A 14,618-nucleotide genomic window follows, 5' to 3' on the forward strand; every position below is an offset into this window, starting at 1 on the left:
CGCTTAGCATTATTCGGTTGTTTCTGAGCGTCCATTAAGCCAATATGCTATAAACGCATGGACGCAAGCTAATACCCATTAGTCTTAGTTTTGGTTCAATATTGAGTTCAGTTACCCGCCACTGTTTTCTCTTTTACGGCACAAGAACTCGGTTCATTGATACTGAGTAGGTATATTTTTGTGATTTCAAAAAAGTCTCAGATGTCCGGCGTTACTGGGCTGAGTAAAAGAATACTTTTCTACATTCTGATCTGCAGCTCCTCAGTCACCCTGATTCTGACGCTGCTTGAACTGTATTTTGAATACCGCATTGACGTAAATCTGCTCGAACAGCGCTTTAAATCCATTGAAGTCAGCTACCTGCCCAGCCTGAGCGAAAACATCTGGCTGTTTAACACTGATGTTGTGGAATCCCAGATCCGGGGCATTTATAACCTCAACGACGTCATCTACGTCAGCATCGTCGACGAAACCAACACCATTGTAAATGCCATCGGCGACAAGCAAGCCCAGCACATTATTTCCCAAACCTATCCTATCGTCCGTGAACAGCAGGGTACCATTAATCAGTTAGGCCATATGGAAGTATGGGCTACACTGGACAATATATACGCCAGCCTGCGTAACCGTCTGGCCGTTATCCTGCTGGGCCAGGGGGTTAAGACCTTTCTGGTTTCATTCCTGATCCTGCTGATAATTTTTAAGATCATCACCAGCCGGGTATCCCGGATTTCGCAGCTGGTCAGCAGCATTGATCTGTCTGACGATCAGAAGAATCAGCAGGAACTGTCTGTCCATAAGGCAATTGCCCGCCCTAACCGTTCTCACGATGAGCTGGACGAACTGGCGCAGACGATTGACTCGATGCACGGCAAGGTGCGGCAGCTTTATCTGCAAAGCGATGAACAGCGCCGCAAGCTCAGCACTATCTTCGAAGGCTCTCATGATGCCATCCTGATAATCGACCTGACCAATAACAGTATCATCGACTTCAACGGCAAAGCCTGCGACATGCTGAACTTCAGCGAGGAGCAGCTCAGGGATCTGTCTTTTTACGCCCTCTACAGCGGCGCACATACACACATTCGGAATTTCCTTGATGAAACCCAGCGGACCGGCTGGAATATTCAGGAGCTGACCTTTAAATCACGACTGGGGAATCTGATCCCTACAGAAACCTCAGCCTCTATCATTGAGATCAATGACCAGCCACATCTGCTGACCATTTGCCGGGACATCCGCGAACGGAAACAGCAGGAAGCCAAGATCGACAAAATCACTAACTTTGATCAGCTGACCTCCCTGCCCAACCGGGTACTGATGCGTGACCGGATTAATCAGACAATCATCCGCAATCAGGCATCACCAAACCGCTATGCCGTTATGATTGTTGATATCGATAATTTCAAAAGCATCAACGATACCCTCGGCCAGGGAAATGGCGACCTGCTGATTAAAGCAACGGCCAACATTATTCAATCTATCGTGCCTAAAAGCGATTCACTGGGCCGGCTCAGCTCCGACGAGTTTCTGTTACTGACCGAACTGCCGGAAACAGACATCACCATCGCCCGGAAAATTACCGCCCGGATGGCTGAACAGATCCGGCAAGCGTTTGATGAAACCATGCTGGTTGCCGGCTCAATGATCAAGGTGTCCGTCAGTATCGGCTGCGCCATGCTCGAAGAAGATGGCAACAGTTTTGATGAACTACTGCGCCATACGGATCTGGCCCTGTGCAAAGCTAAAGCTGACGGCCGTGACCGGGTCGTTTTCTTCAGCCCGGGCATGGACGCAGAGGCGAATCAGAAACTTATTCTGAAGACCGCCCTGCACCGCGCGCTTAAGGCCAAAGAATTCGTCCTGTTTTATCAGCCGATTATTGATCTGAAAACCCGCCAGACAGTCTCTGTCGAATGTCTGCTGCGCTGGAAAACCCCTGACGGCAATATGATTTCACCCGCCGAGTTCATTCCTGAACTTGTTTCCAGCGGCCTGATCACTGACGTTGGCGCCTGGGTCATTGAAGAAGCCTGCAGCACCATGGCAAAGCTTGATGAACAGGTACCGATTGCCGTCAACGTCAGCCCCTGCCAGCTTGAGTCAGATGCAATCATCACCCATATTCAACAAGTACTGGAAGAAACCGGCCTGGCACCGGAAATGCTGGTAATAGAAGTCACTGAAGATCTGATCATACAGGATAAGGGCTGGGCGATTGAACGGCTTAACCGGCTCAGCAAAATGGGTGTGCGAATTGCCCTTGATGATTTCGGCACCGGTTATTCATCCCTCTCCTATCTCAAGATCCTGCCCGTTGATAAGCTTAAGATCGACCAGAGCTTTGTCCGGGACATGCTGACCGATCCTGAAGATTCAGCCATTGTGGCCACCATCATCTCCATTGCTAAAATTCTTAATCTGGATCTCATTGCAGAAGGCGTAGAAACAGAGCTTCAGGCACAGCACCTGCGACATCTTGGTTGCGCCAAGGCACAAGGCTATCTCTACCAGAAGCCACAGGGCGAACTGATTAAAAGCATTCATTATCAGGAAGAAAAACTCGAAAAAATAAGCAACTTGTAACCCGCAGTTCAGTGCACTGCTGTATGCACTGGGATGATCATGTTTCCGGCTCATTTTTTTGCGATCACAAAAAAGGATGACTATGAAAGCGATGATACTTTGCGGGCTGTTATTTTGTATATTTCTGCCCCCCGCACAGGCCAGCCAGACAATCGTACTGAGCACCATCCAGCGCCTGCCAATCTCTACCGATCTTCAGACAGGACTCGCCGACCGTATTGCAACAGAAGCATTCCGACGCATTGGCATTCAGGCAGTCATTAAAAAGATTCCGGCACGACGGGCATTGAGAGACGCCAACGCAGGCTTACATGACGGAGATCTGGCCCGCATTGCAGGTGTCACCCACACATACCCAAACCTGCTGCCCGTTCCTGAAATCACATGGGTAGCAGAAATTGTTGCCTTCAGTAAAAACCGGCAACTGACAACGCCGGACTGGAGCAGCCTTGAAACCCACCGGCTATCATATATACGGGGCTGGGTAGTATTCGAGAACAACCTGCCTGACACCCCCATGATCGATAAGGTAGTCAGCCCGGAAGCGCTGTTTAAAATGCTGAAAATGAATCGTGCAGATTTAGCGTTATATGAAAAAAAGATGGGCTACGGGCTGCTCCGGCAACAACAAATCACCAACATACATGCTCTGCAGCCAGCACTGACGATTGAGCCGATATACATCTATCTTCACCGCAAACACGAAAGCCTGATACCCAGACTGGCAAACGCAATCCGGGCAATGAAACAGGACGGCAGCTATCAGGCTATCCTCGAAGACTGTCTGGGAGAAGTGCTTAATCCCGCATCCCTTCAGGACTACATAAGACTGCAACAGTCTTACGACAATGTCAGGCTACAGAAAACGTCGCCTCAGTAAGCAAAGGAATTCCGGCCATGCCTGCCTGAGCCATAGATACTGATATCTGAGGGTCAGTTTTAACCACCCATGGGACGCATACTTACGCGCACTGGTGGGCAACGCAACCCCGGTTGAACACAACGGGATTCCGGTCTGACGAGCGTACCAGACCAGTAAATGATCTTCCCCGTAAGCGACGTCCTCGGGATACCCCCCAAGAAGCCTGAAGAGCCGGGCTGACAAACAGAACGCCTGATCACCGAATGGCACGCGCAGCAGATCAGACCGCACGTTAGCCCCCCACTGATTCAATACCATCAGCCCGGCACCGTCATTCTGAAATGCCAGCGGGAAATAATGAAGCGTATCGCTACGTTGAATAACCCGCTCACTCAGACGCAGGCAATGCAAAGGTTTAATCTTTGAATCCAGATGTAAAAACCAGATAAAACACCCGGTTGCCACGGCAGCCCCGGCATTCATCTGCTTTGCCCGGCCAGCTTCGGCGTAACGCACTGTGAGCCCAGATTCAGGTGGCAACTGTTTTTCTAAGTGCCGGGAAGCCTCGCAAAACACCAGAATAATCTCCCAGCGCTGCACTAACAGCCCCAGTCCTGGCGTATCATTAAAAGCACGCAGCAGATTCAACGGCAGATCACCCAGCGTTTTTTCCGCCGGCCCCACAGGAATCACAACCGACAGGCTAGACACCGGCCACCACCAGCCAGTTAAGGTCAGGTTTCACTGCAGGAAGAACCGTACTTAAAACAACTGAAACACCGCTGATGCCGCATACTTATCTTCTGCTCGAGGGCGGCAGCAAGGTCATCTCCCAGATCATACTCCGCATCATCATCCACCAGCGTACAGGCGTATACACGCATGCGGCCTTTCTGCTTAACCAGCATTTTACTGAATGCACACATAAAACTGCGCCGTGAATCTTCCGTATGGTACTGCGTCATACAATTAGTGGTGATATCAGGCCCGTGCCCCATGCTGCCCGGCGGCAAAAAATCAGGAAAGGCAACAAACTTGATATCGTCTGGCAGCCCATAATCGCTTAAAACCGCCCGGTAAGCCTGCTCCACCGCCGCAGTATCTTCACCGTCGGCCATATGCCGGGCCAGCGACACACCGAAACCATGGTCATGAAGCATTTTCATGCCCGTGAGCGCACTGGCAAACATACCTTCACCGCGGCCCTGATCGTGTATTTCCTCATCCGGGGAATCAATGCTTACCCGAAAACTGACCGGGTATTTGGCGTCATGCAACACATCCAGCTGCTCAATGCGCTTCTGTAATGCATCAGTGCCGTTTGTCAGCACCAGACACGGCGCATGCTCAGCGGCAGCCTGAAGTATCCTGACCAGATCTTTGGCCAGGAACGGTTCGCCGCCGGTAAACGAAAACTGCTGTACGCCCATGACTACCGCCTGACGGATATACGGCTCAGCATCCACCAATTTAATCAGCTCAAGCCGCTTATCACCGGGCCCGGAACCTTCCAGACAAAAATCACAGCTTAAATTGCAGGCTGTGCCCGTATGAAACCAGAGCTCTTTCAGCTCATGCGGTGCAATATAACCCCGTGCGGTACCGTCCTCAGTCTGATACCAGCTACGACTGCGAATTACTTCCATCCGTCATGCTCCTCCAGCAATTGACCGGTTATCCGCAACAGCGTTTGGCGCGCCGGCCGCGGATCATCTCGTAAAGTTTTCTGTAAGCGCTGCAGATCACTCAGCTGATCAACATCATAACAGACCGGGGTGCACCCCACTGATAAGCCTGCAGATTCTGACTGACGCTTTAACGCCATTCCTAACTGATCAGTACTCCAGGGCAAGGTTTCCAGCTCACCCCAGCCAACCGCTGAACCCATTGCCGTCACGCCGCCATCTCCTGCCGGTGTCAGCACCACATCATGATCGGACATCAGAACAGCAAGCCGTTCGTACACTTCCTGATTATGCTCCGGCGCATCACTGCCGATATAAACAATCCTGTGATGCCCTTCATCACGCAGCTGAGCATCTACCGCAAGAATACGCTCACCCAGATTACCTTCAGACTGCGGCACAACTTTATAGTTTCCTCCGGCCTGCCCTGCGGCCCATTCAGCATCAGATTCACTGGCAGGTGATAATACAACCGTGCCAGGCCACTGAGCCGCATCTTCCAGCACGCAATCCAGCAAGGCTTCAGCCACCTGAAATGCAGCAGTCCGGCCAACACTGGCCGCCAGACGTTGCTTCCCCTGACCAGGTGCCGGACGCTTACAAAAAATGACTAAGCTAATATCCTTTGCGAACAAGCGATACTCCAGATACACAAAAGGCAGAGGGTTAGCTCTGCCTTTTTAAGATTACAGGGTTAATTTAACCTTCCCGGTACCAACTGGTACCTTCACGGGAGTCTTTAAGAATAACCCCCTGGGAGGCCAGTTCGTCACGAATCCGGTCAGATTCAGCATAATCCTTATCGGCCTTGGCATCAGCACGCTGCTGAATCATCGCTTCAATCGCATCGTTACTCAGCCCACCTTCTTTTGCCTCTCCCTGCAGGAAGTCAGCCGGACGCTGCTGCAGCAGACCCAGAACACCGCCTAATTGCTTCAGCTGAGCGGCCAGAGCGGCGGCTTTATCCGCATTTTCACGCTTGGCAGTGTTCAGCTCATTGACCAGTTCAAACATCACTGCGAATGCCTGCGGGGTATTAAAGTCATCATCCATGGCAGCATCAAAACGCTGTTGGTAATCGTTTTCCTGTGCCGGCTCACCTGCGTCAACATCATTCAGCGCCTGATAGAAACGGTCCAGCTTACTGCGCGCTTCCTTCAGACTTTCTTCTGAATAATCAATATAGCTGCGGTAGTGTACGGAAGACAGGAACATCCGCACCACTTCAGCATCATACTTTTCCAGTACGTCACGGATGGTGAAGAAGTTACCCAGAGACTTAGACATTTTCTCTGAATTGACCCGCACAGCGCCGGCGTGCATCCAGGTATTAACGTATTTCACGCCATTTGCGGCTTCCGACTGGGCAATTTCATTCTCGTGGTGTGGGAAGGGTAAATCCGGACCACCACCGTGAATATCAAAGGTGTCACCCAGGCAGCATTTAGACATTGCTGAACACTCGATATGCCAGCCGGGACGGCCTGCACCCCACGGGGATTCCCAGCTAACCTCACCTTCCTTCGCACCTTTCCAGAGCACAAAGTCCAGCGGGCTTTCTTTCGCATCGTTCACTTCAATACGGGCACCGGCGCGCAGCTCATCAACATTTTTGTTGGTCAGTTGGCCGTAGGTGGCAAATTTTTCGACCCGGTAATACACATCACCGTTATCACAGGCATAAGCAAAACCTTTGTCGATCAGCGTCCGGATCAGCTCCTGAATGCTGTCGATGTGTGCCGTTGCCTTAGGTTCCTGAGAAGGACGCAGCACATTCAGCTTGGCTTCGTCTTCATGCATCGCCGCAATCATGCGCTCAGAGAGATCGATGGCCGGTTCGCCATTTTCCGCCGCCCGGTTGATGATCTTGTCATCAACATCTGTAATGTTGCGCACGTATTCTACTTCCCAGCCACGGGACCGCAGGTAACGGGTAATCAAATCAAATGACACCATCACCCGGGCGTGACCGATGTGACAGTAGTCATACACTGTCATTCCACAGACATACATCTTGATCTTGCCTGCTTCTATCGGTTGAAAAGGCGCTTTCTCTTTCGTCAGGGTGTTATAGATTTGTAGCATTTGATTTCGCTTATAACTAGACAGTTCGAATTGAGCTGAACATTATAAAGAAAATTAGCCGCCATGCACCCGATTAGCCGTATTTCTTTACACGCAGATCAAACACTTGCATCACTCCTGCAGCACAAACTTAACGCGACCCTCAAGCTGAAAGAAGTTCAATTGCAAAACGTTCTCAATTACAAATATAATCCCGGCTTTCGCATATCCCGCTCAGCCAGCAGGTAAGTATCTTGTCATCTTCACTTAAGCCAAAAAGCCTTTGCAAACTCAACAAAGACAACATAGCCAAACACTTTGATGAACTGGCAGCCGTTACCCGCCACAGTGAGTATCTGTGCCAGAAATGTGCCCGCTCAGCCAAAGCAAAAAAATGGCTCTGCAAGCCAATTGCGATATAATCAGTTTTTAATTCTGTATCAAGGACATAACCATGCTCAGCCCATCCATGCTTGAGAAACTTAACAGCCAGATCAATCTCGAATTTTACTCATCAAATATGTACCTGCAGATGAGCTCGTGGGCTGAATCCAAAGGCTTTGATGGCTGCGCAGCATTCCTGATGATCCATGCTGACGAAGAAATGCAGCACATGAAGCGCCTGTTCACCTATGTTAATGAAACCGGCGCAATGGCAAGAGTTGGCGCGATTGACGCACCGGTTGAAGAATTTACATCTATCAAAGATCTGTTTGAAAAAGTTTACGAACATGAATGCCTGATCACCCGCAAGATCAACGAACTGGCCCACACCGCATTCAGCAACCAGGATTATTCAACCTTTAACTTCCTGCAGTGGTATGTTGCCGAGCAGCACGAAGAAGAAAAGCTGTTCAAAGGTATCCTGGACAAAATTGAAATTATCGGTGAAGACGGTAAAGGCCTGTTCTTTATTGATAAAGAAATCGGTCAGATGGCGAACGGTGAAGCCGGCGGCAGCATTCTGGAAGCCGAAGCTCAGGTATAACAGCTTCAACTGCACCATCAAAAAAGCCTGTGACAATCACAGGCTTTTTTATTGATGGCTCAGAACCCAGTGCTCAGAACTCATGATCCCCTAACACATATTCAGGCAACTCATCCTCTGCCGGCACCGGTACAGGATTGCCATCGTCATCAATAGCAACGAACTTAAAGATCGCCTCGGTCACTTTTTCACGCAGACCGATACGGCCACGGCGCACCCAGGCTTCAACGTGAATCTGCATAGACGTACGCCCCACTGACAGCGTCTCGGTATAGACCCCCAGAATGTCCCCTACCTTCACCGGACGGATAAAGCTCATACTGTCCAGTGCCACGGTGACTACCCGGGTCTGAGCCCGCTGGCCGGCGCAGATACCCGCCGCCATATCCATTTGTGACAACACCCAGCCACCGAAGATATCCCCCGCCGGGTTGGTATCATTAGGCATGGCAATGGTCCGTGTCGTGAGACGGCCACGGGTTTTATCTGTTACTGCAGGATTCTGCTTCTGCGTATTGGTGTTATCTGATTGATTCGACACAGCGACTTCCGAATATAATTAATGATCTAAAACAGATATATTACTATGCCATATCAGCAACGGACTTGCTGAAGCAATCTTTATTCGTTTTCGCTTCGCCGAGCCAGCTCATCGAGAAGCGCCTGATTCTCTGCATTATCTGATTCAAGATTATCCCAACGGTCAAACATCACCTGCTCTTCAACAGCCAGCCGTTTTCGCCAGCCAACACTTTCAAGCTCGGGCTTCTGATAAAAGAAATCAACGTACCCCAGGCAAAGATACGCAACAGGGGTAACATGCTCGGGGAGATTCAGCAGCTTTTTCAGCTCATCTTTGTCAAAAATACTTACCCAGCCAGTGCCCACTCCCTCCGCCCGGGCCGCCAGCATCAGATTCTGTACCGCACATACTGTGCTGTAGAGATCCATCGCTTTATCATGGGTACGGCCCAGCACGACAGGACCGGCTTTTTCCGAATCACAGGTAATACAGATATTCAGTGGGGACGCCATTATCCCTTCGAGTTTCAGCTGCTGATACAGCCGGGCCTTTTCAGACTCGAACATCTGTGCCGCTTCTTCATTTGCCCTGGCAAATAACGTCTGCACGCCCCGCTTTACTGCTTCAGAACGGATCAGCATGAAATTCCACGGCTGCATAAACCCCACAGAGGGCGCATGATGTGCCGCGTCAAGGATCCGCCCCAGCACATCCGCAGGAATCGGATCCGGTTTAAACTGCCCCCGTACATCCCTACGCGTGTATATAGCTTTATAAAGACCTTCTAACTGTTGCTCAGTAAAACCGTCATCGGTCTGATGCATCATAGGATCGGTCAAAACGCACTCCTGACTCAAAACAAGATATTCAGCGCCGGGCAGGTCTGACCAGCGCGGCAGGCATAAAAAAACGGCTAAAAAGCCGTTTTTTAGCAAAGTCTAGATTACTTCTTCACCCAGCTGTCTTTCAAGCCGATGGTCTTATTAAATGTCGGTGTGGTGACATCGTGGTCGTAACGGTCTGCCACAAAGTAGCCCTCACGCTCAAACTGGAAAACCGTTTCCGGCTCAGCATTAATCAGATCCGGCTCAGCCCAGCAATTATCCAGTTCCATATAGGAATCAGGATTGATGTCCGCCAGGAAGTCATCATCGTTTGGTTTTTCAACACTGAACAGCCGGTCATAAACACGGACTTTAACCTGCTTACCCTGAGTCGCGGATACCCAGTGCATAACACCCCGCGGCTTCATTTCAGCTGGCGGGTTTTCACCCACAGTCCCCGGTACCAGTGTCGCTCTGATTTCGGTTACCTCACCGTCCGTATCTTTAATCACTTCTTCTGCTTTAATGACATAGGCGCTGCGCAGGCGCATAAAGTCACCCGGTACCAGCTTTTTGAACTTCTTACGGGACAGGGTGCTGTCTTCATTGAAGTCATTCCGGTCGATATAGATTTCGCGGGTGAACGGCAGGCTGCGGCTACCCATTTCTTTTTGCGGGTGCGCCGGCGCAGTCATCATCTCCACTTCACCTTCCGGGAAGTTGGTAATAACCACTTTCAGCGGGTTAAGGACACACATAGCACGGGCAGAGTTTTCATTAAGGTCTTCACGGACAAAGAACTCAAACTGCGCCATATCAACAACACCGTCAGTTTTGGCAACAGCCAGACTGTCGCAGAAATTACGCACGGCCTGCGCAGAGTAGCCACGACGACGCATACCGGAGATTGTCGGCATCCGCGGATCATTCCAGCCATTTACCACACCTTCATCCACCAGCTGTTTCAGCTTACGCTTACTGGTGACTGTGTAGTTAATATTCAGACGGCCAAACTCGTACTGACGCGGCTTGCTCGGTACGGGCAGATTCTCAATGAACCATTCATACAATGGACGGTGATCAGCAAATTCCAGGGTACAGATCGAATGCGTGACACCTTCAATAGCATCTTCCTGACCATGCGCAAAATCATAGTTCGGATAGATGCACCATTTGTCACCGGTCTGATGGTGCGACTGCTTGCGAATACGGTACAGAATCGGATCCCGCAGATTCATGTTTGAAGAGGTCATGTCGATCTTGGCACGCAGTACCCGGCTGCCTTCTTCAAACTCACCCTGTTTCATGCGTTCCAACAGATCCAGACTTTCTTCAGCACTGCGTTCACGGAACGGGCTGTTCTTACCTGGCTTAGTCGCCCAGCCACGGTATTCACTGGCTTCTTCCGGGGACAGGTCACAGACATAAGCATTGCCATTGCGGATCAGGTGCTGCGCCCAGGCATAGAACTGATCGAAATAATCAGACGCATAACGTACTTCGCCAGCCCACTTAAAGCCTAACCACTGCACATCTTCTTTAATGGCATCTACGTATTCCTGATCTTCCTTGGAAGGGTTGGTATCGTCGAAACGCAGATTACACTCGCCATTGTATTTTTCAGCCGTGCCGAAATTCAGACAGATAGATTTGGCATGACCAATATGCAGATAACCGTTTGGCTCAGGCGGGAAACGCGTAACAACCTTGCCACCGTTCCGACCCTCCTGGATATCCTGTTCAATGATCTGATGGATAAAGTTCGTCGGCGGTGTATTTGTTGTCGAAGCGTCGTTATTACTCATAGTACGTCTTTGATTCCGTTATTGTATTCACCTGGCTACAGCCAGGCACAAAAGTGAGCAGCATTATAAATCAGCCTCAGGTCAACTGCCACATCACTCAGCATTCAGCTGCATTAATTTTCACCTGACGCAGCCCATTGCCTGACGTATAATCCCTGCTTTGTTTTATTAGGTTTAAAGGTAATTAAAGCCATGATCGTTCTGCAGACTAACTTCGGGGACATTTCCCTGGAACTGAACCATGAGAAAGCGCCAAAAACAGCCGCTAACTTTGAAAAATACGTTAAAGAAGGCTTCTACGACGGTGTAATCTTCCACCGTGTTATTGATGGCTTTATGATTCAGGGCGGCGGTTTCGAACCGGGTATGGTCAGCAAAGAAAACGCTGACAGCATCGAAAACGAAGCTGACAACGGTCTGAGCAACAAAAAATACACAGTTGCTATGGCCCGCACAATGGACCCGCACAGCGCATCTGCTCAGTTCTTTATCAACGTTAGCGACAACACCTTCCTGGATCACACCGCTAAAACAATGGAAGGCTGGGGTTACACAGTATTCGCGGAAGTGGTAGACGGTTTTGATGCGGTAGACAAGATCAAAGCGGTGACCACCACTTTCCGTGCCGGCCACCAGGATGTTCCGACTGAAGACGTAATCATCAAGTCGGCATCCATTGCCGACCTGCCGGATCTGGAAGAGATCGACGTCGACGAATAACATGCGCTGCCTGTTTATTTCCGACCTGCATCTGCAGGCCTCACGCCCGGACCTTACCCGGGCGTTACTGACGTTCCTGAACAGTGAGGCCGGAGAGTGCCAGCAGCTGTATATTCTTGGCGACCTGTTCGAAGCCTGGATAGGTGACGATGCAATCCCCGGGGATATGCAACAGGTCATTTCAGCCTTACGGGATTTACACGATCAGGGGACCGAACTGTTTTTTCAGCACGGCAACAGAGACTTTCTGGTTCAGCAGACCTTTGCCGACCTGACTGGCTGCACCCTGTTACCGGAAGCCATTACCGTTGACCTCCCTGCCGGACGCGCCCTGCTCATGCATGGCGACCAGCTTTGCACCGATGACCATGAATACATGGAATTCCGCAAACTGCTGCGCAACCCGCAGTGGCAGGATGACTTCCTCAGTAAAAGCATTGCCGAGCGGCTGGAAATTGCCCGCCAGCTGCGGGCGGCGAGCCAGAACAAAAATGCCGAAAAATCTATGACCATCATGGATGTGAATCCGCAGGCAGTGGCACAGGCCATGACTGACGCAGACGTAAGCCTGCTCATCCACGGCCACACCCACCGCCCGGCTGTTCACGAAGAGGCTCAGGAGCGGCGACGCATAGTCCTGGGTGACTGGGATACGCAGGGCTGGTATCTGGAATGCACCGAAGCAGGCGAAGCCCTCATTAGCTTCCCCATTACAGATCACTGATCATAAAAAAACCGGCACATAGCCGGTTTTTTTTTAATCACTGCTGGATCATTATGCGGCTGAAGGCACACCGCTGTGGAAGCGGAACTCAGTATCCGGCGACTCGATCAGGTTACGCTCAGCTTCACGGAACATCGCCACCCGTTCACTGATATCTTCGCCTGCTGCATCTTCCGCGAGTTTCAGATAATCCTGGTAATGACGCCCTTCGGACTTCAGCAAAGAGCGGTAAAACTTTGCCAGCTCATCATCGAGATACGGCGCAAGTTTGGCAAAACGCTCACAGGAACGGGCCTCAATGAATGCACCGATAATAGAAATATCAATTAACCGGCCAGGCTCACTGGTCCGTACATGCTCACGTAATCCACCGGCATAGCGGGCTGAACTCAGATGACAGTACTGGATACCCCGGTCTTCCATCAGCGCCAGCACCTGTTCAAAATGAATCAGCTCTTCACGGGCCAGCCGGGACATTTTATTCAGCAAGTCACTGTTATCAACGTAACGAAACATCAGCGTCATCGCCGTGGATGCCGCTTTCTTTTCACAGTGAGCATGATCAATCAGCAACAGATCCTGCTGCTCAAGCGCAGCCTGAATCCAGCTATCAGGGGTTTCACAGGCAAGAAATTCTTTAATCTCGTCCAGAGCAGACATGTCATAATCCAACTGAAATTTAGCGAGCCGGGATTATACCCCGCAGTCCATCAGTAACAAACCGCCAGGGCCTGATTCAGCGCAATTAAAGTCAGGAAAAAATTACTCGGACGGCCCGTCAGCGGTGCGCCAGATAAAGACCAGTAAGCCACACATCATTGTTACCAGCATGACCTTCAGAATCAGGTACTTAACTATAAAAGTCGAAACACTGAAGCTAAGCACGATCAGCACGGTTGCAAGGCGCTTGGTGGCAGGAACAATGCAGCGGTACTCTTGCCAGTCCCGTATGGGCGGCCCGAGTTTCGGATGACTCATCAGCCAGCCATGAAACCGCGGCGATGATTTAGCAAAGCAGGTCGCTGTCAGCAGCAGGAATGGTGTCGTCGGCAGCAATGGCAGAAAGATACCAATCACGCCGAGAATCAGTGATAACCAGCCTGCCAGCAGCAACAATGGCCGCCAGAATGAAGAAACGGTGGCCACTTCCTCACTGATAACGGATGATTCGCGGCCGGGAACGGATGAATCTTTCAACGGGTTCATAACCAAACAGCATAAATACATGATGACAACAAACCAAGTCATAAATATGCATTACGCCATTTATTTTCATAATCATACTTTGTACCCCCCTTTCGGGGAGACCCAGGGCTAAACTCATCCATCCGGACAGGCTATAATGCGCTCCTTTTTAACTGACAGGATCTGCGCATGACAACCAGCGACACACAAAATCCGGAAACCAATCAAACCAAAAACGGATATCTGGTACTTGCCTCGCGGATGATTTTTGATGAAAAGCTGCCGGTTCGCTTCATGTACAAAACTGTACCTGAACATCTGAACGATACCGGATGGCGCTTATATACAGGCTACGAAGCCCCTGAATACCTTGAAGATGACATTGCCAACATGGCAACGGTTCCGATGGACAAAATCACCAACCTGGACCCTTCTCTTCAATCTCTGCTTGAATATAACGCTGGCACAGTCTGGGAACGGACACCGGATTGCACTGAATGGCAACGGGTATACGATTTCAAAATTCCGACCGCCAGCCCGGACGTTGAAATCACCAATGATCTGGGGCGCTTCAGCGTCAAAGAAGAAGACCTGGACATTTAAGACTGGCAGATATAAAAAAAGCGCCCTGAGGCGCTTGTTTTAATTCCGG

Annotated in this window: 15 protein-coding genes; 6 read left to right on the forward strand and 9 right to left on the reverse strand. The window is 50.4% G+C overall.

The genetic code is table 11. The annotated features are described in order from the left end of the window. The first annotated feature begins 201 nt into the window (after positions 1-201). Positions 202-2,586 carry a bifunctional diguanylate cyclase/phosphodiesterase gene (locus PCI15_RS12845; RefSeq protein WP_271270356.1) on the forward strand — a complete coding sequence of 795 codons (2,385 nt, stop codon included), beginning with the start codon at positions 202-204 and terminating at the stop codon, positions 2,584-2,586. An 82-nt stretch (positions 2,587-2,668) separates the two neighbouring features. Then, positions 2,669-3,466 (forward strand): substrate-binding periplasmic protein, encoded by a 798-nt coding sequence (locus PCI15_RS12850; RefSeq protein WP_271270357.1) that lies wholly within the window; start codon positions 2,669-2,671, stop codon positions 3,464-3,466. On the opposite strand, the gene PCI15_RS12855 is transcribed toward PCI15_RS12850, so the two are convergent. The 4 genes from PCI15_RS12855 to cysS form a co-directional block, all read right to left on the reverse strand. Then, positions 3,443-4,159, reverse strand: coding sequence for a glycosyltransferase family protein (locus tag PCI15_RS12855; RefSeq protein WP_271270358.1), 717 nt, complete (start codon positions 4,157-4,159; stop codon positions 3,443-3,445). The two genes, PCI15_RS12850 and PCI15_RS12855, sit on opposite strands and share 24 nt — an antisense overlap. Before the next feature lie 23 nt (positions 4,160-4,182). Next, complete coding sequence (locus PCI15_RS12860; protein ID WP_271270359.1) at positions 4,183-5,094, reverse strand: radical SAM protein; 912 nt, start codon at positions 5,092-5,094, stop codon at positions 4,183-4,185. Beyond that, positions 5,085-5,768 carry a TIGR04282 family arsenosugar biosynthesis glycosyltransferase gene (locus tag PCI15_RS12865; protein WP_271270360.1) on the reverse strand — a complete coding sequence of 228 codons (684 nt, stop codon included), beginning with the start codon at positions 5,766-5,768 and terminating at the stop codon, positions 5,085-5,087. Before PCI15_RS12865 ends, PCI15_RS12860 begins: the two co-directional genes overlap by 10 nt. Before the next feature lie 64 nt (positions 5,769-5,832). After that, positions 5,833-7,218 carry a cysteine--tRNA ligase gene (gene cysS, locus PCI15_RS12870; RefSeq protein WP_271270361.1) on the reverse strand — a complete coding sequence of 462 codons (1,386 nt, stop codon included), beginning with the start codon at positions 7,216-7,218 and terminating at the stop codon, positions 5,833-5,835. Between the two features lie 433 nt (positions 7,219-7,651). Between cysS and ftnA the strand changes: the two genes are divergently transcribed. After that, positions 7,652-8,185, forward strand: coding sequence for a non-heme ferritin (ftnA, locus tag PCI15_RS12875; RefSeq protein ID WP_271270362.1), 534 nt, complete (start codon positions 7,652-7,654; stop codon positions 8,183-8,185). A 73-nt stretch (positions 8,186-8,258) separates the two neighbouring features. On the opposite strand, the gene PCI15_RS12880 is transcribed toward ftnA, so the two are convergent. The 3 genes from PCI15_RS12880 to PCI15_RS12890 all read right to left on the reverse strand — a co-directional run bounded on the left by PCI15_RS12880 (position 8,259) and on the right by PCI15_RS12890 (position 11,337). Next, the gene (locus PCI15_RS12880; protein ID WP_271274613.1) at positions 8,259-8,633 is read right to left on the reverse strand and encodes an acyl-CoA thioesterase; all 375 of its coding nucleotides are present in this window, start codon (positions 8,631-8,633) and stop codon (positions 8,259-8,261) included. A gap of 173 nt (positions 8,634-8,806) precedes the next feature. Beyond that, positions 8,807-9,547, reverse strand: coding sequence for a 5,6-dimethylbenzimidazole synthase (gene bluB / locus PCI15_RS12885; protein WP_336296707.1), 741 nt, complete (start codon positions 9,545-9,547; stop codon positions 8,807-8,809). Positions 9,548-9,651: 104 nt separating this feature from the next. Then, positions 9,652-11,337 (reverse strand): glutamine--tRNA ligase/YqeY domain fusion protein, encoded by a 1,686-nt coding sequence (locus PCI15_RS12890; RefSeq protein WP_271270363.1) that lies wholly within the window; start codon positions 11,335-11,337, stop codon positions 9,652-9,654. Positions 11,338-11,529: 192 nt separating this feature from the next. Here PCI15_RS12890 and PCI15_RS12895 point away from each other — a divergent pair, with 192 nt between their 5' ends. Continuing rightward, a complete protein-coding gene (locus PCI15_RS12895; protein ID WP_271270364.1) occupies positions 11,530-12,057 on the forward strand; it encodes a peptidylprolyl isomerase in 528 nt (175 codons plus the stop codon). Position 12,058: 1 nt separating this feature from the next. Then, positions 12,059-12,781 (forward strand): UDP-2,3-diacylglucosamine diphosphatase, encoded by a 723-nt coding sequence (locus tag PCI15_RS12900; RefSeq protein ID WP_271270365.1) that lies wholly within the window; start codon positions 12,059-12,061, stop codon positions 12,779-12,781. Positions 12,782-12,832: 51 nt separating this feature from the next. Here PCI15_RS12900 and PCI15_RS12905 read toward each other — a convergent pair whose 3' ends face one another. After that, a complete protein-coding gene (locus PCI15_RS12905) occupies positions 12,833-13,441 on the reverse strand; it encodes a MiaE family protein (protein ID WP_271270366.1) in 609 nt (202 codons plus the stop codon). 102 nt (positions 13,442-13,543) lie between these two features. Further along, positions 13,544-13,987, reverse strand: coding sequence for a YbaN family protein (locus PCI15_RS12910; protein ID WP_271270367.1), 444 nt, complete (start codon positions 13,985-13,987; stop codon positions 13,544-13,546). A 168-nt stretch (positions 13,988-14,155) separates the two neighbouring features. Here PCI15_RS12910 and PCI15_RS12915 point away from each other — a divergent pair, with 168 nt between their 5' ends. Continuing rightward, positions 14,156-14,569 (forward strand): immunity protein Imm33 domain-containing protein, encoded by a 414-nt coding sequence (locus PCI15_RS12915; protein WP_271270368.1) that lies wholly within the window; start codon positions 14,156-14,158, stop codon positions 14,567-14,569. The last annotated feature ends 49 nt before the right edge of the window (positions 14,570-14,618 follow it).

The organism is Aliamphritea hakodatensis (genome assembly GCF_024347195.1).
GTDB classification, from domain to species: domain Bacteria; phylum Pseudomonadota; class Gammaproteobacteria; order Pseudomonadales; family Balneatricaceae; genus Amphritea; species Amphritea hakodatensis.